Source organism: Bacillus sp. FSL R5-0593, assembly GCF_038603755.1.
GTDB lineage: Bacteria > Bacillota > Bacilli > Bacillales > Bacillaceae > Bacillus > Bacillus velezensis.
In genome coordinates this window covers 3,417,079-3,438,938 of record NZ_CP152011.1, presented here as the reverse complement: position 1 = coordinate 3,438,938, position 21,860 = coordinate 3,417,079, and the positions used below count along the sequence as shown (strand labels likewise).

Sequence of the window (21,860 nt, the reverse complement as noted above, 5' to 3'; positions counted from 1 at the left end):
GCTGGGAGGTTTTTCATATTAAAGGGCAATCGTCCGTTTTTGTTCGCTGCTTTTCATCGCCGCTTCAATGACACGGATGACATCGATGCCTTCTTTTGCCGTAACGGGAAGCGGTTTTCCGTTTAAGATGCTGTTTGCCAGCAGTTTGTAGTACGTAAGGTAAGAGCCGTTCTCAGAGGGGATTGTTTCTGTATGCCGTTTTTCATCCGCTGCGATTGTCAGCTCTCCGAAGTTGTGAGGATCATCGGCGCCCCAGCTGTCGTCAATCGGCTTTTGTCCGGCTGAAAGCGCAGCTTCCTGTCCATCCATTCCGTATTTGATAAAGCTTGCATTCCGTCCGTGAATCTGATAGCGCGGGCCGCTTGCCGCATTCATGGAGCCGGATTGAAGAATGACCTGAAGTTTGCCGTAATGGAGCGCGGCCAGAAAATTATCAACGGTTTCGCTGTTGTCCCGCTGTTTCATCACATGTGCGGTGACGGATTCCGGCATTCCGAAAAGCAGAAGTGTCTGGTCAATAATATGTGAACCGAGATCATACAGCGTTCCCGTGGCGGGTCCGTTCATTTCGCGCCATTTTTCCTGTGCAACCGGGTTGTATAGATCGTAGCTGACTTGATATGTATGAATGTCTTGAAGCGCCCCGTCCCGAATCAGCTTTTGTATCGTTAAAAAGTCATTGTCCCAGCGCCGGTTGTGATACACGCTCAGCAAGACGCCTTTATTTTCAGCCGTTCTTCTCAGCTCCTCCGCTTCTGCTGAAGTCGCCGTCATCGGTTTTTCCACGACGGTGTGTTTTCCCGCCAGGAGACATTTCATCGCTGATTCATAATGCTTTCCGCTCGGTGTCGTGACGATGACGAGATCAATGTCAGGATCACCGGTAATGTCTTCAATCGCGCGCACGGCTTCAGCCCCCGGCAGATCACGTTTGACCTCATCCGTTCTGGACGTCATGACTTTTTTGATCTGATAATCATCAAGGACGTCCAAAAGCGGCGCATGAAAGACTTTACCCGACAAACCATATCCCAATATGCCGACTTGTAACGTTTTCAATGAATTTCCCCCTCTTGATATGTGATAACATTATATACCCCGCGGGTGTACTGGTAAAACTTGTGTGTTGAAAATTTTTTACACCGGATTTTCAAGTCTGTATAATGAAGATAACGAAGAAAAAAACCGAGGTGGAAAATGGACAAACATACCGAGCATCAATCGTTAAATCATAAAAGCGCCAAAGAAAAAGACCAGATCCTGAACCGGCTGAAACGGATTGAAGGCCAAGTCAGGGGCATTCAGAATATGGTGGATAACGAACGATACTGCGTGGATATTCTCGTGCAGATTTCAGCCGTACAGGCGGCCATGCAGAAAGTCGCGTTTCATCTGCTGGAAGATCACGCCCATCACTGCGTAGCCGGCGCCATTGAGAGCGGAAACGGGGAGCAGGCGATTGCCGAGCTGCTTGATGTTGTGAAAAAAATCGCAAAATCGTAAAATAAAATGTTTTGAAATACCCTACAGGGGTATGGTAACATGAAGAAGAAAAAACAAGACGTGGAGGGAATCATCATGGAACAAAAAACACTGCAAGTCGAAGGCATGTCATGTCAGCACTGCGTCAAAGCAGTAGAGACCGGAGTGGGAGAACTGAACGGAGTGACGGCGGTTCAGGTGAAATTGGAAGCCGGACAGGTGGATGTGACGTTTGATGAGAACAAAGTCTCCGTATCAGATATAAAAGACGCGATTGAAGATCAAGGGTATGACGTCGTATAAGGTTTATCGCGCTTCGGGAACGGGCGCGGTTTTCTTTTATGAAAATGATACCCCCTGGGGGTTTGTGAGAAGAGGTGAGGGCATTGAGTGAACCGAAAGAGATGACCATTCAAGTGGGAGGCATGACATGCGCCGCCTGCGCTTCAAGAATTGAAAAAGGGCTGAAACGGATGGACGGCGTCAATGACGCTTCCGTCAATCTTGCGCTTGAGACCTCAAATATTTCCTATCAGCCTGACAAAATCGAAGCTGGCGCCATAAAGGATAAAATTGAAAAACTCGGGTACCATGTTGTGACGGAAAAAGCCGAGTTTCAGATTGAAGGCATGACGTGCGCCGCTTGCGCCAATCGGATTGAAAAGTGCCTGAACAAAACAGAGGGCGTTGTGGGCGCGCCGGTGAATTTCGCCCTTGAAACGGTCACCGTTGAATACAATCCGAAAGAGGTGACACCGAAAGAGCTGAAAGAGACCGTGGCAAAACTCGGCTACAGATTAGACGAGAAGAAAGCGGTTGATGGAGGCGGCGGATTATCCCAAAAGGAGAAAGAGCAGCGAAAACAGCTGATCAGGCTGATATTTTCTGCCGTTCTCTCATTTCCGCTTCTATGGTCGATGGTCAGCCATTTTTCTTTTACTTCTTTTATCTGGATGCCGGATATCCTGATGAATCCGTGGCTGCAATTCGCGCTTGCCACCCCGGTGCAGCTCGTCATTGGCTGGCCTTTTTATATGGGAGCGTACAAGGCGCTGAGAAACAAAAGCGCCAATATGGATGTTCTCGTTGCGCTCGGAACGACGGCCGCTTACGCATACAGCCTGTACATGACGATTGCGTCTCTCGGACGAGACGGACATGTAGAGGGGCTTTATTATGAAACGAGCGCCATTTTGCTGACTTTGATTTTGCTTGGAAAGCTTTTAGAGATGAAAGCGAAAGGCCGCTCATCAGAAGCGATTAAAAAGTTAATGAAGCTTCAGGCGAAGACGGCGGCGGTTGAGCGGGAAGGGAAGGTACAGGTGATTCCGATTGACGAGGTCCGGACGGGGGATATCGTATATGTGAAACCGGGAGAACGTGTTCCTGTCGATGGCGAAGTGATTGAAGGCCATTCCGCAATTGATGAATCGATGATTACGGGGGAGAGCATGCCTGTCGATAAGTCTCCCGGAAGCACCGTCACCGGGGCGACGATCAATGCAAACGGCTTTCTCAAAATCAGAGCGGTGAATGTCGGGAAAGATACCGCGCTTGCACACATTATTAAAATCGTGGAAGAAGCCCAAGGGTCAAAAGCCCCCATTCAGCGGCTCGCGGATCACATTTCAGGCATTTTCGTTCCGATTGTGCTGGGGCTGGCCGTGCTGACTTTTCTCATTTGGTATGTATGGGCCGCGCCGGGACAGTTTTCTGAAGCGATCGGCAAATTCATCGCCGTGCTTGTCATTGCCTGTCCGTGCGCACTCGGGCTCGCCACTCCGACGAGCATTATGGCGGGCTCCGGCCGCGCAGCTGAATTCGGCATTCTTTTTAAAGGCGGAGAGCATTTAGAAAAAACACAGCGTCTGACGACCATCGTACTGGATAAAACAGGAACGGTGACAAACGGCAGACCGGTTCTGACAGATGCCGTACCGGCAGAGGGAATGAACGAAGAGGAACTCCTGCGGCTGGCGGCGGCCGCCGAAACGGGATCAGAGCACCCGCTTGGAGAAGCCATCGTGTCAGGAGCCGAAAAACGGGGGATTGCCATCCCGAAAATCACCCGGTTCCAAGCCCGGATCGGTTCGGGAATATACGCCGAGGCTGACGGCAGAACGATTCTTGCCGGATCAAGACGGCTGATGGAATCGGAACACATCGAACATGAGGCGCTGCTTCCTCACATGGCCCGCTTGGAGGCGGAAGGAAAAACGGTGATGCTTATTGCGGCAGACGGCAAAGCGGCGGGGCTTATCGCAGTCGCCGATACAATCAAAGACACATCTCCGGCCGCGGTGAAACGCCTGAATGATATGGGGCTTGACGTCATCATGATGACCGGTGACAACAAAAAGACCGCGGAAGCCATTGCAAAAGCCGCGGGCATCGGCAGCGTGATCGCCGAAGTGCTTCCCGAACAAAAGGCGGCGGAAATTTCCCGGCTGCAAAAAGAAGGCCGGCGCGTGGCGATGGTCGGTGACGGCATCAATGATGCTCCGGCGCTGGCTGTGGCCGATATCGGAATGGCCATCGGCACCGGCACAGATATCGCAATGGAAGCGGCGGATATTACGCTGATCCGCGGTGACCTGAACGGCATTGCCGACGCCATCGGCATGAGCAGGCTGACCATGAGAAACATCAAGCAGAATTTAGGCTGGGCATTGGGATACAACAGCATCGGCATTCCGATTGCGGCGGCCGGCTTTCTGGCCCCGTGGGTGGCAGGCGCTGCCATGGCGTTCAGCTCAGTATCGGTCGTCCTTAATGCTTTGCGTTTACAGAAGGTAAAAAAAGACAAAATGGGCTGATGCCTGTTTTGTCTTTTTTATTGACACTTTATTCAAAGCCTGCATATAATAGAGAAAACAAATATATGAGTATATGTTCATATATATAAATTCGTTTAGCTGTATTGATGTTATGGGAATCCTATTACGGAAAGTAGGGTGAGTCGAAAATGAAAGCAGCCAAAGGTGAATTTGTATTAGACGGACTTGATTGCAGCAACTGTGCAAAAAAAATAGAAAACGGCGTAAAAGCCATTGACGGCATAGACGGCTGTGCTGTCAATTTTGCGGCAAGCACCATCACGGTCTCAGCCGGCGGCAAAAACGAGCAATGGATGAAAGACGAAGTCGCGAAAAAAGTAAAGTCCATTGATCCTCATGTGACCGTTCGTTCGAAGCACGAAGACAAACCCGGCGAGGATGAATACCGCAAAAAGCTGCAGCTGATGTTAGTGAGGTTGGCTGCGGGAGCCGTTTTGGCCGTCATCGCTTACTTCGCGCACACGGGCGCCGTCCTTGAGTTTCTGCTCTTTTTTGCTTCGTATTTGATCATCGGCGGCGATATCGTAGCCAGAGCGGGAAAAAACATTGTCCGCGGCCAGGTATTTGATGAGCATTTTCTGATGGCGCTTGCCACGATCGGCGCATTTATGATTCATCAGTATCCGGAAGGCGTCGCGGTCATGCTGTTCTACCAAATCGGTGAACTGTTTCAGGGAGCGGCCGTCAGCCGATCCAGAAAATCGATCAGCGCGTTATTGGACATCCGTCCTGAGTACGCCAATGTGAAAACGGAAAACGGCATGACTGCCGTTCCGCCGCAGGACGTCAAAGTCGGACAGGTCATCGTCGTGAATCCCGGAGAACGGATTCCGCTGGACGGAAAGGTACTGAGCGGTTCTTCGATGGTTGATACATCCGCTTTAACGGGCGAATCCGTGCCGAGAAAAGCGGAGCCGGGGCAAGATGTGATGGCCGGATTTATGAATCAGAACGGCGTGCTTCATATTGAAACCTCTAAAGGATATGAAGACTCTGCCGTGTCAAAAATATTGGATCTGGTCGAAAATGCGGCCGGACGCAAAGCGAAAACGGAAAACTTTATTACGAAGTTTGCCAAGTATTATACACCGGCCGTTGTCATTGTTGCGGTGCTTCTCGCCTTTTTACCGCCGCTTCTCGTGCCTTCAGCCGCGCTATCCGACTGGGTGTACCGCGCGCTGATTTTCCTTGTGATTTCTTGTCCGTGCGCACTCGTCGTCTCCATTCCGCTCGGGTTTTTCGGCGGTATCGGAGCTGCGTCTAAAGCAGGGGTGCTCGTGAAAGGCAGCAACTATTTAGAAGCGCTCAATCAGGTGGCATACGCCGTGTTTGATAAAACGGGAACCTTAACGAAAGGGAATTTCGCCGTTACTGATATCAAACCGGCGGCAGGGTTTACGAAAGACAGCCTGCTTCATGCGGCCGCGCTTGCAGAAGCCCATTCCAATCATCCGATTGCTTCTTCCATCCGTGAAGCCTATAATCAACCGCTCGCGGCAGACGAGATTGAAGAATATGAAGAAATACCCGGACACGGCATTCGGGTGAAAACCGGCGGATCAACGATTTTAGCCGGAAATCAAAAACTGATGGCAAAAGAACACATCGCTTCCGGCACAGCTGAAAACAACGGAACCGTCGTCTATGTCGCCGTTGATCAGCAGTATGCGGGGGCGATCGTGATCGCCGATGAAATCAAAGAGGACGCCAAACAGGCCATTGCCAATTTAAAAGCGCTCGGCGTGAAGCGGACAGTGATGCTGACGGGTGATTCAAAGCAGACCGGAGAAGCTGTCGGCCGAGAGCTCGGTATTGATGATGTGTACACAGAGCTTTTGCCGGGTGACAAGGTAGACCGCGTCGAAGAACTTGAAGCGGCGCTTACACCGAATGAAAAACTGATGTTTGTCGGCGATGGGATTAATGATACGCCTGTGCTTGCCAGAGCTGACATCGGGGCTGCCATGGGGGCTCTCGGCTCTGATGCCGCCGTCGAAGCGGCCGATGTCGTCCTGATGACAGACCAGCCGTCAAAAGCAGCCGAAGCCATCCGGATTGCACGCCGCACACGCCGGATCGTCTGGCAGAACATCGGATTTGCTTTAGGCGTAAAAATCATTTTTCTCCTGCTTGGCGCATTCGGATTCGCCACCATGTGGGAAGCGGTCTTTTCAGATGTAGGCGTCACGCTGATAGCCGTTGCCAACGCGATGCGCGTCATGAGAGTGAAAGCGGAATAATTGTCAAAGATAATTCGTTTTTCAGGGTTTTCTTAAACAAGGTTGTCTTGGTAAAATAGAGAAGCGGGCCATCCGGCATCCGCTTCTTTTTTATTTTAAAAACAATGAGGTGTCTGAGTGAAAAAGAAACAATCGTCTGCGAAATTTGCGGTGATTCTGACGTTAATCGTTGTCGTTTTATTTGCGGCCATCGTAATTATTAACAACCAAACGGAAAAAGCGGGCGAAACAGTCGCCGAACAGCCTTCCATTAAAGGACAGCCCGTGCTCGGCAAAGACAGCGCGCCTGTTACGGTAGTTGAATTCGGAGATTACAAGTGTCCGTCATGCAAAGTATTTAACAGCGATATCTTTCCGAAAATCAAAAAAGATTTTATCGATAAAGGCGACGTGAAATTTTCATTTGTGAACGTCATGTACCACGGAAGCGGCTCGCGTCTGGCGGCTCTTGCTTCAGAAGAAGTGTGGAAAGAAGACCCGGCATCATTCTGGGCATTCCATGAAAAGCTGTTTGAACAGCAGCCGTCAAGCGAACAGGAATGGGTCACGCCTGCATTGCTTGAAAAAACGGTCAAAAGCACCGCGAAAAAGGTTGATCCTGACAAGCTGAAGGAAAACCTTGATAAAGAGACATTTGCAAAAGAGCTGAAAGCTGACACTGACCTGAATGATAAATTAAACATTACGGCGACACCGACGATTTACGTAAATGACAAAGTGATTAATGACTTCTCTAAATATGATGAGATTTCAAAAACGATTAAGAAAGAGCTGAAAAATGAAAAATAGAATCGTATTTTTATATGCTTCTTGGGTGATAGCTCTTGCTGCCATGCTCGGCAGCCTATATTTCAGCGAGATCAGAAAATTCATACCGTGCGAGCTGTGCTGGTATCAAAGAATTCTCATGTACCCGCTTGTCCTGATTTTAGGAATCGCCACCTTCCAGGGTGACACGCGCGTGAAAAAATACGTGCTGCCGATGGCCGTCATCGGCGCGTTTATATCGATCATGCATTACCTTGAGCAGAAGGTGCCCGGTTTCAGCGGCATCAAGCCGTGTGTCTACGGCGTGCCTTGCTCATCTGAATATATTAACTGGTTCGGTTTCATTACCATTCCTTTCCTGGCATTGACGGCATTTATTCTCATTATTATCTGCATGTGTTTTGTCAAAACGGAACGCGCGGCAAAATAAAGAGCCTGCTCCTTGGGAGCGGCTCTTTTTCTATTATTTGTACCAAGCTTTGTTTGTTGCAATCTGTCTGTTATGGGAGCTGTCCCAAATATCCACGGAATAGGCATAATCATAATTCATGACGCAGCGGATGCCGCTGCCTTGGGCGTCATGCTGAAGTCCGAAGTTATGGGAAAACTCGTGCTGTGCCGCTTTCGCCGTGTTGGCCGTTCCTTGATCAAGGTTCACGCTGAAAGCCGGGCCGCTCGGTTTGCCGTTATATACATACGCGATACCGCCGGCGTCAAAACTTGATTTTGCGGTAAAACCGACGACAAAATGATAATTTTGATTTCTGAAGCTGCCTTGGAGATTCGATAAAATCTGAGAACTGTTTGAGCCGGAGGAATTCCAAGCCTGCACAGCCTGTACGACGAAATCAATGTTGTGATCACGGTTAAAAGCAACATCCGCCTGCTCCACGATCTGGACGATTCGCGTTTGCCAGTCGCTGTATTTGGCGCGGTATTCAGCGTCCGCCACCGCCAGCACTCTGACCTTCTGGCTGCCCGTGCTGGCTTTAGTTGAGGCTTTATCCTGACTGACATTGGCATTGAATCGTTTCGTGCCGACCTGCTTGCCGTTTTCATCCAGAATTTTTGTGTCAACCGTCTGTTCGACTTGGACCGGGCCCTTCAGATCTTTAAAATGATCGGCTTTCGGAAGCGGGTCCGTATACACCGTTTTCGCCGGCTCCGCATGAGTGTGCGAATGCGTATGGCTTTCGGCTGACGGCAGGCCGGGAATTAATCCGGCGGCCAATAAAACAGGAAAAACAAGTGAACTGATTTTCATCTCATAACCCCCTTTTTGTTAGAGAAAGTATTCAATGAAACTTCCAATAAACCTTCCATTAAAGTATAAAATAGGAAAATGTTCTTGCTCCCAGCCGTTGCGAGTGAGGTTGTCCCGGATTAGGAATCAGAATCTTTCAAAAATAAGGTTGATTTTAAGAGAAAGCGATTATAAAATCTAATGGTCGTCAGAAAATTTAACAAATAAAAAGGAGCATATGGAATGGCCTGGGAGCTGCTTAGTGTAATCGGCATCATTGCGTTTGCGGTCAGCGGAGCGATTGTTGCGATGGAAGAGGAGTATGATATTTTAGGCGTGTATATCTTGGGGATTGTAACGGCGTTCGGCGGAGGAGCGATCCGAAATCTGCTGATCGGTGTTCCGGTCTCCGCCTTGTGGGAGCAAGGCGCGTTTTTTCAAATCGCTCTCGCATCAGTTACGATTGTCTTTTTGTTTCCGAAGCTGCTGTTAAGGCATTGGAGTAAATGGGGCAACCTATCCGATGCCATCGGGCTTTCGGCGTTTGCCATCCAAGGCGCTTTATATGCCGTGAAAATGGGCCATCCGCTCAGTGCGGTGATTGCGGCAGCGGTCCTCACCGGCAGCGGGGGCGGCATCATACGGGATTTGCTCGCGGGCAGGAAGCCGCTTGTGCTCAAGGCGGAAATTTACGCGGTCTGGGCCGCGCTCGGAGGGTTAATCGTGGGCCTCGGCTGGGCCGGGGATGCCGCCGGTTTGTATGTGCTGTTTCTTGTGCTTGTGGCATGCCGCATCTGCAGTTATGTGTTCAGGTGGCGCCTGCCGAATCGTTCCTATCATATAGATCAGTAAAAAAACCGATTTCACAAACGAAATCGGTTTTTTTTGCATAACGGCTTCTGATAAAAAAAGACGCCCGATATGATAAGAAAAAGGGTATTTGACCATAATGCTGAATAATATGTTGCATATATGTTTGTATGATGAAAGCCGGATTTGTCAGCTTGATGTCGGAGGTGCCGCTGATGGCAAAACGTGATAAAGAGTGGAAAGAAGAGCAGGAAAGAATCAATTTTGTCATGAAGGAACTGGAACAGAAACAAACTCATCTTGAAGCCTCATCGGGCGGATTGAAGCAGGATATTGTCGGGCTGAGAAAAACGTTTTGGGATGATGTCACCGTGAATATGGATGACGCCCATGAAGCGGCTGAGACATTTTCAAGCATTAAACAGCAGGCGGAAATGCTTTCAGAACGTGAACGGACGCATCGGCTTCAATACCGGCAGCTTCAAAAAATCAAAAAGCTGAAAACCTCTCCTTACTTCGGCCGTGTCGATTTTACGGAAAAAGGGGAGTCCTCTTCCGAGCGGATTTATATCGGGCTGACTTCTTTGATGGATGAAAACAACGAGCAATTTCTCATTTATGATTGGCGCGCGCCCATCTCATCTCTTTACTATCAATATTCCCCGGGAAAAGCCCGCTATGAAGTTCCCGAAGAAACGATAGAGGGAGACATCACACTGAAGCGGCAGTTTATCATTAAAAACGGTACGCTTAAAGCGATGTTTAACACGGATATGACGATTGGTGACGAAATGCTGCAAGAGGTGCTGAGCGGCCATTCCGGACAGCATATGAAAAACATCGTGTCAACCATCCAAAAAGAACAGAACGAAATCATCCGGGATGAAAAAAGCAAATATCTCATCGTTCAGGGAGCCGCCGGAAGCGGGAAAACATCCGCGGCGCTTCAGCGGGCCGCTTACTTGCTGTACCGCGGTCGCGGGGTGCTTGATGCCCGTCAGATTGTATTGTTTTCCCCGAACATTTTGTTCAACAGTTATGTTTCCGCCGTATTGCCGGAATTGGGAGAAGAGAATATGGAGCAGGCTACCTTTCAGGAATATATCATCCGCCGGCTCGGACGAAAGTTTGATTGTGAAAGCCCGTACGAGCAGCTTGAATACTGCCTGACTGAACAAAATCAGGACGCACTTTCCGTAAGGCTCGCAGCCGTTGCTTACAAAGCGTCATCAGCTTTCCAGGCCATGATTGACCGCTATGCCTGCTCGCTTTCCGGCTCGGGTCTGATGTGTAAACAGATCAGCTTCCGGGGAGACATCCTGATTTCAAAAGAACGGATTGAAGACTATTTTTATTCGCTTGATCAGCAGCTGCCGATTCCGAACAGAGCGGAGCTGACAGCGGAATGGCTTCTCGCGGAAATCAGCGCTCTCGAAAAAAAGGAGCGTAAGAAGGAATGGGTCTTGCAGGAGAGCGAGCTGCTTGATAAGGAAGACTATGCTGAGGTTTATCAAACACTCAAGAAGCAGGCGGCAGATGATGAACCTGCATTTGACGACCATCAGCGCGAACAGCGGCTGCTTGGCGCCATTATCGTCGGCAAAGCCTTTAAACCGATTAAGCAGGCCGTCAGACGGCTCGGCTTTCTCGATATAAAACGCATGTATCTCCGGCTGTTTTCAGACTGGGGAGCTGATGAAAAGCCCGATCATTGGCAGAGCATCGGCGCTTTGACCAGAAACGCATTTGCAGAACGGTCACTTCCGTATGAAGATGCCGCTCCGTATCTGTATTTGCAGGATCTGTTAGAAGGAAAAAGAAAAAACACACAAATGAAGCACGTCTTCATTGATGAAGCGCAGGATTATTCCCCATTTCAGCTCACGTATATACAAAGCATCTTCCCGGCGGCAAAGATGACGGTGCTCGGTGATGTCAGCCAGTCGATTTATGCCCACACCATTACGGGCCCTTCTTCCCTCGCCGGCTGCTTTCGCAATGGTGCAGAAAGGTATGTCAGCCTGAAGCGGACTTACAGATCGACGCGGCAGATTGTTGAATTTACGAAAGCGCTGCTGGCTGACGGCGATGACATTGAGCCTTTTAACCGGAACGGGGAAAAACCGCGTGTTTTGCGGACGGATACAGAAAATGCGCGGCGGAAACAATTGGCGGATACAATCCGGGAGCTCAGACAAAAAGGCTGGGAGACGGTCGCCGTCATCTGCAAAACGGCCGCGGAAGCCAAAAAAGTGTTTCAGACAGTCAGCGCCGAGAGCGGTGTCCGCTTGATCAATAAAGAAAACCAGCCTTTTCAAAAAGGGGTATGCGTCATTCCCGTGTATTTGGCAAAAGGCATTGAGTTTGACGCCGTCATTGCCGCTGACGCCTCTGCTGTCCAGTACAAAAGCGAACATGACCGTAAGCTGTTATATACGGCCTGTACGCGGGCGATGCATCATCTGACCGTATTGTCTCCGGGAGAACCCTCTCCTTTTATAAAAGAAGTGCCCGCCGGCTTATTCGTGTAAGCCCTTTGCCAAGTGCAAAGGGCTTTTTATCATTAGTAATCTTAATCATTGTCATCATGATTATATATTTTACTTACATACAAACTTTCGGTAAAGTTTCAATTAGAATATTATTTTGACAATTCCTATAGAAATAACGTACGTTACGTTTAATTCCTTGTGAGGTGGATATCGTTGCAACTTCAGGTCATGAACAGTCCGTTTAATCAGGAGCAGGCAGAGCTCCTTAACCGCCTTCTGCCGACCTTGACAGAATCACAGAAAATCTGGCTGAGCGGTTATTTGGCTGCGGCCCGGTCCGAATCCGGTGAAACAGCCGCACCCGCTGCTCCGGCTCCTGCAGAAAGCCCGGCAGTCTCGAAAGAAGTGACCGTATTATACGGATCGCAAACGGGAAATGCGGAAGGTCTTGCGAAACAGACGGTAAAGACGCTTGAGGAACGGGGATTCCAGGTCACCGTCGCGTCAATGAACGATTTTAAGCCGAATAATCTGAAAAAAGTAAACAATTTACTGATCGTGGTGAGCACGCACGGAGAAGGCGATCCGCCGGATAACGCGCTGGCCTTTCATGAATTTCTTCACGGCAGACGCGCGCCGAAGCTTGAAGCGCTCCGTTACTCCGTTTTGGCGCTCGGGGACAGCTCGTATGAATTTTTCTGCCAGACCGGCAAAGAGTTTGACGAGCGTCTTCAAGAGCTCGGCGGCACCCAGCTTGCGCCGCGGGTTGATTGCGATCTTGATTATGATGAGCCGTTTTCGGAATGGCTTGACGCGGTCATCGGCGGTTTGAACGAAGGAGCGGGAAATCAAACAGCCGAAGCGCCTGCCGAGACGCCGGCTCTCGGTGAATCCGTTTATTCCAGAACGAACCCGTTTCGAGCGGAGGTTCTTGAGAACATCAATCTGAACGGACGCGGTTCGAATAAAGAAACACGCCATCTCGAGCTTTCGCTTGAAGGGTCGGGCCTCGCGTATCAGCCCGGAGACAGCCTCGGCATCTATCCGGAAAATGATCCGGCGCTCGTTGATGAGCTGATCAATGAGCTGAAATGGGACCCAAAACAGGAAGTGGCGGTGAATAAACAAGGAGAGCGCCTCCCGCTGAAAGATGCGCTTACTTCTCATTTTGAAATAACCGTCTTAACAAAACCGTTCCTGCAAAAGGCCGCACAGTTTACGGCTGACCAAAAGCTGAGTGAACTTCTGGCCGAAGGAAACGAAGAGCAGCTGAAAGCGTACATCAACGGCCGTGATCTGCTTGATCTCGTCCGGGATTTCGGGCCGTGGGAAGCGACAGCGGAAGACTTTCTTTCCATCCTGCGTAAAATGCCGGCCCGGCTCTATTCGATCGCAAGCAGTTTAGAAGCGAATCCGGAAGAGGTGCATCTGACAATCGGAGCGGTCAGATATGACGCGCACGGCAGAGAACGAAAAGGCGTCTGCAGCATTCTGTGTGCGGAAAGACTCCAGCCGGGAGATACGCTTCCGATTTACATTCAGCACAACCAAAACTTCAAGCTGCCGGAAAACCCGGATACACCGATCATTATGGTCGGGCCGGGGACAGGCATCGCGCCGTTCCGTTCCTTTATGCAGGAGCGTGAAGAAACCGGAGCTGAAGGGAAAACATGGCTGTTTTTCGGGGATCAGCACTTTGTCACTGATTTTCTGTACCAGACGGAATGGCAAAAATGGCTGCAAAACGGTGTTCTCACAAAAATGGACGTCGCTTTTTCCCGGGATTCGGAGGAAAAAGTATATGTGCAGCACCGCATGAAAGAACAAAGCAAAGAGCTTTATGAATGGCTGCAGCAGGGAGCCGCCGTATACATCTGCGGTGATGAACAGCATATGGCGCATGACGTGCACCAGGCGCTTCTCGATATCATTCAGGAAGAAGGCGGCATGAGCCGTGAAAAAGCGGAAAGCTTCCTGGCAGACATGCAGCAGAAAAAACGCTATCAGCGTGACGTATATTGATTTTGGTTTGAAAGGAGCTTATTCAGCATGGTGAATAACATTTTAAAAGCGCCGGAAGGCCCTCCAAGTGATGTTGAGGAAATTAAAGAAAAAAGTGATTATTTGCGCGGCACATTGAAAGAAGTCATGCTCGACCGGATTTCAGCCGGCATCCCGGACGATGACAACCGGCTGATGAAGCATCACGGAAGCTACTTGCAGGATGACCGCGATCTCCGTAATGAACGTCAAAAACAAAAGCTTGAACCGGCTTATCAGTTCATGCTGCGCGTCCGGATGCCAGGCGGCGTGTCAACTCCGGAACAATGGCTTGTCATGGATGAACTGGCGCAAAAATACGGAAACAATACATTGAAGCTGACAACGCGTGAAACGTTCCAAATGCACGGAATTTTAAAATGGAACATGAAAAAAACGATTCAGAAAATCAATGCGGCGCTGCTTGATACCATTGCGGCCTGCGGAGATGTCAACCGAAACGTCATGTGCGCTTCAAATCCGCACCAGTCTGAAATTCATGCGGAAGTATACGAATGGTCGAAGAAATTGAGCGATGACCTTCTTCCGCGCACGAGAGCCTATCATGAAATCTGGCTTGATGAGGAACGTGTGGCGGGCACTCCTGACACGGAAACGGAACCGATGTACGGGCCGCTGTACCTGCCGCGGAAATTCAAAATCGGAATCGCCGTGCCTCCGTCCAATGATATCGATGTCTTTTCTCAAGATCTCGGCTTCATTGCCATCGTGGAGGAAGGCCGTCTTATCGGATTCAACGTTGCAATCGGCGGCGGTATGGGAATGACGCACGGCGATACGGCCACTTATCCGCAGCTTTCAAAAGTCATCGGCTTCTGCAAACCGGAGCAGCTGTATGATGTAGCGGAAAAAACCATTACGATTCAGCGCGATTACGGAAACCGTTCCGTCAGAAAGAATGCCAGATTCAAGTACACCGTTGACCGTCTCGGGCTGGAAAACGTAAAAGCCGAGCTGGAAAACCGCCTCGGCTGGCAGCTGGATGAAGCGAAACCTTATCATTTTGACCATAACGGCGACCGTTACGGATGGGTGAAGGGTGTAAAAGGTAAATGGCACTTTACGATGTTTATCGAAGGCGGCCGCGTCACGGACTATGAGAATTATAAGCTGATGACGGGATTACGTGAAATCGCCAAAGTCCATACGGGAGATTTCCGTCTCACTTCTAATCAAAACCTGATTATCGGCAATGTCTCGAGCCAGAAAAAGAAACAAATCAGCGCATTAATCGAACAATACGGTCTGACAGACGGCCGGCAGCATTCCGCCCTCCGCCGCAGTTCAATGGCTTGCGTCGCGCTTCCGACATGCGGGCTCGCCATGGCCGAAGCCGAGCGGTATCTGCCGAAATTGATTGATAAGATTGAAGACATTGTTGACGAAAACGGGCTGCGGGATGAAGAAATCACCATCCGTATGACCGGGTGCCCGAATGGCTGCGCCCGCCATGCGCTCGGCGAAATCGGATTTATCGGAAAGGCGCCCGGAAAATATAATATGTATTTAGGAGCGGCGTTTGACGGCAGCCGTTTGAGCAAAATGTACCGGGAAAATATCGGTGAAGAGGAAATTCTGAGTGAGCTTCGCACCATTCTCCCGCGCTACGCGAAAGAGCGTGAGGAAGGCGAACACTTCGGCGATTTCGTCATCCGCGCGGGCATCATTAAAGCGACGACAGACGGCATGAATTTTCACGAATAAGATGAGCACTTAAAACCAAGGATAGAGACACACTGACGGTGCGTTCTCTATCCTTTACTAAGAAGCATAAACGCTGCACCGCGTCATGAAACAGATGACGCAGCTTGCGAAAAAGCCTGTTTTCAGAGAAAACAGGCTTTTTCTTTTTCTAGAAAAAATGTAGCTGAAGGCAAAAAAAGTTCGCCGTGAGCACGTTATGAGAAATTTTAAATAAAAACGGGTAAAATAAAAGAAGAATGGTTGCGTGCGGAAAATATATTGAATCTGCCCGATCATCGGCTCCGGCCTTTGGCAAAGGCAGAGAACAGGCAATAATGATATGATGCAGCAGATGAAGGAGGTCATGCTTTGGACATATTTTTAGTCGTACTCGTACTTTTAACCATCATCGCGATCTCAAATATCGTAAATCGGTTTGTCCCCTTTATCCCGGTGCCTTTGATTCAGGTGGCGCTCGGTATCATTGCGGCGTCATTTCCGCAGGGACTTCATTTTGAACTGAATACCGAATTGTTTTTTGTTTTGTTTATCGCTCCGCTGCTTTTTAACGATGGAAAACGGACGCCGCGTGCGGAACTTTGGAATTTAAGAGCGCCGATTCTGCTGCTTGCGCTCGGGCTCGTGTTTGCCACGGTGATTGTCGGCGGTTACACGATTCATTGGATGATTCCGAGCATTCCGCTGGCTGCCGCGTTCGGGCTGGCGGCGATTCTGTCACCGACTGACGTTGTCGCGGTCAGCGCGCTGTCAGGGCGAGTGAAGATGCCAAAAGGCATTCTGCGTCTCCTTGAAGGAGAAGGACTGATGAATGACGCATCCGGCCTGGTCGCTTTTAAATTTGCGATTGCGGCTGCCGTGACGGGCGCATTTTCGCTGGCGCAGGCCGCCTTCAGTTTCGTTCTGATTTCAGCCGGCGGTTTACTCAGCGGTGTCGTCATTTCTTTTTTGATTATCCGTTTCCGGCTGTTTTTGCGCCGCCTCGGCATGCAGGATGTCACGATGCATATGCTGATTCAAATTCTGACGCCGTTCGTCATCTATCTCGCGGCTGAAGAAATCGGCGTTTCCGGCATTTTAGCTGTTGTGGCCGGCGGCATCACTCATGCGGTGGAGCAGGACCGTCTTGAATCAACGATGGTCAAACTGCAAATCGTCTCTTCAAGTACGTGGAATATTATTTTGTTCATTCTGAACGGTCTTGTTTTCGTTATTTTAGGGGCGCAAATACCGGATGTAGTTTCCGTCATCTTTAATGATACCGCGTTTAACAATATGATGGTCATCGGGTACATTATCGTCATTACGCTGACGTTAATGATTCTCAGGTTTTTGTGGGTGCTGTTTTTTTGGAACGGCAAGTGGTTTTTTAACAAGGATCAGAGCATTTATAAACCCGGCCTGCGCTCGACCCTGCTGATTTCGGTTTCAGGCGTCAGGGGAGCGGTCACGCTTGCGGGTTCCTTTTCCATTCCTTACGTGCTCTCTGACGGCTCACCGTTTCCTGAACGGAATTTGATTCTCTTTTTAGCCGCGGGTGTTATTATGTGCACATTGGTGCTGGCGACAATCGTACTGCCGATTTTGACAGATAAGCCGGAAGACAATGTGAAAGAGAAGAAAGTCAAATTGCTGACAGCGAGACGGAAGCTGATAAAAGCTGCCTTAACCGCCATTAAAGAAAATATGAATGAGACAAACAAAACGGCTTCTTTTGCGGTCATTGCCGAATACAATGAGAAAATGAAAAATCTCAGATTTCAGCAGTTCACCGTCAAAAACCGCACGAAAAAAGATGAGCGGAAAGTCCGCGCCCAAGGGATACAGGCTGAACAGGAAGAATTGCTGCGGCTGATTGAGCGGGGCGACATACCGGAAGAAACGGCTGACAGCCTTCAGGAACGGTTTGATGAACTGGAAGTGCTGTATACGAATCCGTTTAAAGTCGGCTTATCTAAGAAAAAGCTGAAACGCCTGATGTACTGGATCTTTTTCGGTGAACAAAAAAAGCCGGAAATGACGATTTTAAATGAAGAAGGCCTCATCCGCGCCACAAGGGTTAAAACGGCAAAAGCGGCCATTGAAAGCCTGAAAAAACACATGACCGAAGAAAATAAAGATGTGACGCTTGCCGTCATTTCCTTTTACAATCACCTGATTTTCAGGCTGGGGCACTCGTATCACGAACAGAGTCCGAGCCGCCGTTTTGAAAATCAAAAACTCGAAATCAAACTGCGGGCCGTGCAGGCCATCCGCAACGAAATCCAAACATTATTCGAAGAGCGGGAAATTTCCCGCGATATGTCACATGAGCTTCGCCAATACATCAATGATGTGGAAGCGGCCATGCTTGACGGAGATGAATAAATCAAAAAAGTCCGGCATCTGTCGCCGGACTTTTTTTGATTACGGACGATGGAATTCGACGTGATCGCCGTCGCGGTCAAACCAGCCTCTGAAGGCCCAGTTGATCCAGCCGCCATCACCTTTATTGGTGAAGCTTCCGTCTTCAAACACCCAAATGCCGTACGTGATGCCGTCATAAACGGCGGAACCGTAAAACTGAACACCGTTAAAATGATCTTCATATTCCTGGCTTAAATTAAACACCATGACGTTATATTTTTGTCCGGAAGCGTAGAATGAAGATTCCATTAAGTTTTTGACGAAGCCGTCACGGTTTTGCGCCGACTTAATCGCGTCAGCAATCGAATTGCCGATGCCGAGCAGGTCAACGTCAATGTTTAATCCGACATCTTTTGCTGAGACATCTGATGATTGCTGTGCCATGTTTTGAGGGACCGGGTTTTCTTTTGCGGATACAAAGGACAGAGGAGTCAGAGACAAAGCGGCGCCAAGGGCAACGGACATCGGGATACGCATACGTTTCATATGATTTCCTCCTTCAATTGTGTGGTGGCTACAGTAGCGATTTACCCGGACAGTTACCCGGTTAACCGGAATTTTTGAAAAATAGGAAAATAATAACGGAAGTGGTGCTTGGGCACTAAAGATGGTTTTTGTGATGACGATGAGCGTATAATTGGTTTCTTACGGCGGAAATGTGAGATAATAATAACCGTTTACATAATGACTAGAAAGGATGGTTCAACGTGGCAAAAAGCTTAAAAGATACTGTAAAGCTTCATAATGGCGTTGAAATGCCGTGGTTCGGCCTTGGCGTCTTCAAGGTGGAAAACGGAAGCGTAGCGGCGGACTCCGTCGAAGCGGCAATCAGAAACGGCTACCGCAGCATTGATACGGCGGCTATTTACAAAAATGAAGAGGGTGTCGGCGAAGGCATCAGAGCTGCGGGCGTTGCCAGAGAAGAGCTGTTCATCACGTCAAAAGTGTGGAATGAAGATCAAGGATACGAAACGACACTTGACGCGTTTGAGAAAAGCCTTGAGCGCCTCGGCCTCGATTACCTCGACCTTTACCTGATTCACTGGCCGGGCAAGGATAAATATAAAGACACATGGCGCGCTCTTGAAAAGCTGTACAAAGACGGCAAAATCCGCGCCATCGGCGTCAGCAACTTCCAAGTGCATCATTTAGAAGAACTGCTGAAAGATGCTGAAATCAAGCCGATGGTCAACCAGATTGAATTCCACCCGCGCCTGACTCAAAAAGAAGTAAGAGATTTCTGCAAAGCGCAGGGCATTCAAGTGGAAGCATGGTCTCCATTGATGCAGGGACAGCTTCTCGATAACGAAGTGCTGTCACAAATTGCGGAAAAACATAACAAATCGGTTGCTCAAGTGATTTTGCGCTGGGATCTTCAAAACGAAGTCGTTACCATTCCGAAATCGATTAAAGAGCACCGCATCATAGAAAATGCCGATATTTTTGATTTCGAACTGTCACAGGAAGAAATGGAAAAGATCAGCGCATTGAACAAAGACGAGCGTGTCGGCCCGAATCCGGACGAGCTTCTGTTCTAAGAAAAAACAGCCCTTTACGGGGCTGTTTTTCTTTACATAAATGTCTGTGTCTGACGTTTTACGCTGAACCTGTATGCGGCTATTAATAACAGGGCGGCGGCGAAGGCTCCCAAAATGATGATGTTCAGCATCAGGCTTTGGAACGTGCGGCCTTGCTGCAATTGATCCACCGTATCGAGCACCCAGCGCTGAGGCAGAAATTCGGCGATTGTCTGCACCGTTTTCGGCATAATATTGCCCGGAAAGAAGCAGCCGGCCAGCAAGCATGTCGGCACGACGATCAAATTCAAAAGCGCCGATGCCGAAGCGCTGCTATTGGAAAAACCGACGGCAATAAAGGCGACCCCGATCGCGCTTAATGCAAACAGCATCATCAGGACGAACAGCTGCCACAGCGGGAATGACGGATGAATATGAAAAGCGGCGCCCATAAAGAGAACGGCGAATAGAATTTGGACGGCCATGATAATGATATTCACCGCCGCGTTCGCCAATACATACTGCTTTGATGTGATCGGCGTTGACAGAAGCCTGTAGTATGTCCTGTTTTCTCTCTCTTTAATCATTAGTTCCGTCAGGTTGCCTGCGGAATAGAGCATAATGATAATGAGATACCCGATGACTGAGTAAGTCATTTCTTTATGGTTCGATGTATCTTGTAAAACAGCGGACTCCGTTTGAATGGGAGAATGCTTGAAATCGGCGTACATCGCCTGAAAGGCCTTTGCGTCTCCGCCGGAGGATTTGCCGATTGAGGCGATGCTGTTCATATAATTGTACAAATAAGAGCTGACATATCCGGTGACCTGGGCGCCTTTCAGCGAGGTCATGCCGATGTGAGACGGTTTCCCGTCTTTTACGCTTTGGGAGAAGCCTTTTTCAAACGTAATGAGCGCCTCCATTTTTCCTGAAGCGATTTTTGATGTGGCGGACGCAGCTGTTTCCTCCGAAATCTTCACATGATCCAGTCCTTTTAAAAACGCGGCCGTATCCTGCGCCACTTCTCCGCCGTCTTGATCGAGAATGCCGATATTGAGCGTTTCGGCTCCGCCGTTGGCATTGGTCATGAAGGAGAGGAAGACGCCGATCAGCGGAGCCCCGATATAAAGAATGAGCTGTTTTTTGCTTTTTGTAATCCCTTTGAGAGTGTGCGCAAACAGCCACCAGAAGTTTTTCATATTACAGTCCCTCCCGTCTTTGAAACGTAAATGCGGCGATCAGCAAAAAGAGTGCCGCCAATGCTGTATTTAAACCGAGTGCAGGCCATGCCGCTGATACATCATTTGCGTAAATGATGCTGTTAATCGCCTTATTGATCCAGGATAAGGGCGACAGGGCGGAAATTCCTCCGCCTTCATATTTGTAATAGGCGCCGCCGATAATGGACATCACCTGAACGATGATGACGGTGATTAATCTGGCGCTTTCGGGTTTTCTGGTCAAATAGCTCAGGCTGAGTCCGAAGCTGACGGCCAAAAGAATTTCAGAAACGAGAATCAAAAGCACAAGGCCCATGTGGCTGCCCCAATTCGCTTTTAAGATAAATTTGCTGAAGGCGACAACGGCAAGAATCGTCAGAACATTCACAGCCAAAATGCCGAGCATCTTTCCGAGAAAGATATCGCTTTTCCGGAGCGGGGCGGCGATCAGGCGATCTGCGGTGTGCCGTATTCTTTCCCCGCGGAATAAGGTGCTTGCAAAAATCGAGGCGTACAGCCCGATCATCGTCGTCATGGATATCGCGTAAAAATCTTTCGCTTTCGGTTCTTTCGCTTTGTGTAAAGACGTCTGCTTCATATAATCGCTTTTGATTTGTCCGGCGGAAGGCGCCTTATGCGCCTTGTAAGCGGCGGCGCCTGCTTTGTATTGATTGGTAAAAGCGGTCAGCATGCCTTGGACGATCGTGCCGTTTATGCCGCTCCGGTCATTTGTAAAGACTTGAAAACCGGTGTTTTTTACAGTGACGAAAGCATCCGCCTGATTTTCTCGAACCTCGTTTTTGCCTTTTGCCTCCGTGTCCGCTTTTTGAAAATAGACATGCTCTTTTTTTGCGTTTTTCATAAACTCAGTAAAATCATGAGAAAGAGGGCCGTTTGACTGGTCCGTATATACCACCTTGATGTTTCCGACCGTCACCTCTGAATCAAAGGCGTTTGATAATGCCGCAGTGAAAATCAGCATGAAGACGATCGGAAAAGCAAGCATGAAAATAAAAGTCCGTCTGTCGCGGAAACTGATTTTGATTTCTTTCCCGGCGATGTGCAGAATATTCATTTGCAATC

General features: G+C 49.2%; 17 protein-coding genes. 12 read left to right on the top strand and 5 right to left on the bottom strand.

Translation table 11 applies throughout. The features are described from left to right. Positions 1-18 precede the first annotated feature (18 nt). Complete coding sequence (locus NYE36_RS17080) at positions 19-1,059, bottom strand: oxidoreductase (RefSeq protein WP_094032489.1); 1,041 nt, start codon at positions 1,057-1,059, stop codon at positions 19-21. 138 nt (positions 1,060-1,197) lie between these two features. Here NYE36_RS17080 and csoR point away from each other — a divergent pair, with 138 nt between their 5' ends. The 6 genes from csoR (at position 1,198) to NYE36_RS17050 (ending at position 7,757) form a co-directional block, all read left to right on the top strand. After that, complete coding sequence (gene csoR / locus NYE36_RS17075) at positions 1,198-1,503, top strand: copper-sensing transcriptional repressor CsoR (protein WP_003151723.1); 306 nt, start codon at positions 1,198-1,200, stop codon at positions 1,501-1,503. A 75-nt stretch (positions 1,504-1,578) separates the two neighbouring features. Then, positions 1,579-1,785: a copper chaperone CopZ gene (gene copZ, locus NYE36_RS17070; protein ID WP_015240581.1), complete on the top strand. Its 207-nt coding sequence runs from the start codon at positions 1,579-1,581 to the stop codon at positions 1,783-1,785. 83 nt (positions 1,786-1,868) lie between these two features. Continuing rightward, positions 1,869-4,298: a heavy metal translocating P-type ATPase gene (locus tag NYE36_RS17065; RefSeq protein WP_039253850.1), complete on the top strand. Its 2,430-nt coding sequence runs from the start codon at positions 1,869-1,871 to the stop codon at positions 4,296-4,298. Between the two features lie 149 nt (positions 4,299-4,447). Continuing rightward, a complete protein-coding gene (locus NYE36_RS17060) occupies positions 4,448-6,559 on the top strand; it encodes a heavy metal translocating P-type ATPase (protein ID WP_094032488.1) in 2,112 nt (703 codons plus the stop codon). Positions 6,560-6,676: 117 nt separating this feature from the next. After that, entirely contained in the window at positions 6,677-7,348 is a 672-nt protein-coding gene (locus NYE36_RS17055) for a DsbA family protein (protein WP_012118444.1), read from the top strand. Next, positions 7,338-7,757, top strand: coding sequence for a disulfide oxidoreductase (locus tag NYE36_RS17050; protein ID WP_012118443.1), 420 nt, complete (start codon positions 7,338-7,340; stop codon positions 7,755-7,757). The genes NYE36_RS17055 and NYE36_RS17050 overlap by 11 nt, the downstream gene beginning before the upstream one ends. A 33-nt stretch (positions 7,758-7,790) precedes the next feature. On the opposite strand, the gene NYE36_RS17045 is transcribed toward NYE36_RS17050, so the two are convergent. Continuing rightward, on the bottom strand, positions 7,791-8,591 hold the full coding sequence (locus tag NYE36_RS17045; RefSeq protein WP_007410016.1) for a zinc-dependent metalloprotease: 801 nt from the start codon (positions 8,589-8,591) through the stop codon (positions 7,791-7,793). Positions 8,592-8,813: 222 nt separating this feature from the next. Between NYE36_RS17045 and NYE36_RS17040 the strand changes: the two genes are divergently transcribed. The 5 genes from NYE36_RS17040 to NYE36_RS17020 all read left to right on the top strand — a co-directional run bounded on the left by NYE36_RS17040 (position 8,814) and on the right by NYE36_RS17020 (position 18,001). Further along, a complete protein-coding gene (locus NYE36_RS17040) occupies positions 8,814-9,422 on the top strand; it encodes a trimeric intracellular cation channel family protein (RefSeq protein ID WP_007410017.1) in 609 nt (202 codons plus the stop codon). A 173-nt stretch (positions 9,423-9,595) separates the two neighbouring features. After that, positions 9,596-11,911: an RNA polymerase recycling motor HelD gene (helD, locus tag NYE36_RS17035; protein ID WP_094032486.1), complete on the top strand. Its 2,316-nt coding sequence runs from the start codon at positions 9,596-9,598 to the stop codon at positions 11,909-11,911. 174 nt (positions 11,912-12,085) lie between these two features. Next, positions 12,086-13,894, top strand: a complete 1,809-nt coding sequence (locus NYE36_RS17030) for an assimilatory sulfite reductase (NADPH) flavoprotein subunit (RefSeq protein ID WP_265451044.1) — start codon at positions 12,086-12,088, stop codon at positions 13,892-13,894. A 27-nt stretch (positions 13,895-13,921) separates the two neighbouring features. Continuing rightward, a complete protein-coding gene (cysI, locus tag NYE36_RS17025; protein WP_094032484.1) occupies positions 13,922-15,637 on the top strand; it encodes an assimilatory sulfite reductase (NADPH) hemoprotein subunit in 1,716 nt (571 codons plus the stop codon). Positions 15,638-15,985: 348 nt separating this feature from the next. Beyond that, positions 15,986-18,001 (top strand): Na+/H+ antiporter, encoded by a 2,016-nt coding sequence (locus NYE36_RS17020; RefSeq protein WP_039253862.1) that lies wholly within the window; start codon positions 15,986-15,988, stop codon positions 17,999-18,001. A 39-nt stretch (positions 18,002-18,040) separates the two neighbouring features. Here NYE36_RS17020 and NYE36_RS17015 read toward each other — a convergent pair whose 3' ends face one another. Then, positions 18,041-18,526 (bottom strand): hypothetical protein, encoded by a 486-nt coding sequence (locus NYE36_RS17015; RefSeq protein ID WP_020954314.1) that lies wholly within the window; start codon positions 18,524-18,526, stop codon positions 18,041-18,043. A 221-nt stretch (positions 18,527-18,747) separates the two neighbouring features. Between NYE36_RS17015 and NYE36_RS17010 the strand changes: the two genes are divergently transcribed. Continuing rightward, positions 18,748-19,578 (top strand): aldo/keto reductase, encoded by an 831-nt coding sequence (locus NYE36_RS17010; protein ID WP_007410023.1) that lies wholly within the window; start codon positions 18,748-18,750, stop codon positions 19,576-19,578. 32 nt (positions 19,579-19,610) lie between these two features. Here NYE36_RS17010 and NYE36_RS17005 read toward each other — a convergent pair whose 3' ends face one another. Next, positions 19,611-20,756, bottom strand: a complete 1,146-nt coding sequence (locus NYE36_RS17005) for an ABC transporter permease (RefSeq protein WP_012118435.1) — start codon at positions 20,754-20,756, stop codon at positions 19,611-19,613. A 1-nt stretch (position 20,757) separates the two neighbouring features. Beyond that, on the bottom strand, positions 20,758-21,852 hold the full coding sequence (locus tag NYE36_RS17000) for an ABC transporter permease (protein ID WP_265451042.1): 1,095 nt from the start codon (positions 21,850-21,852) through the stop codon (positions 20,758-20,760). Positions 21,853-21,860: the final 8 nt, after the last annotated feature.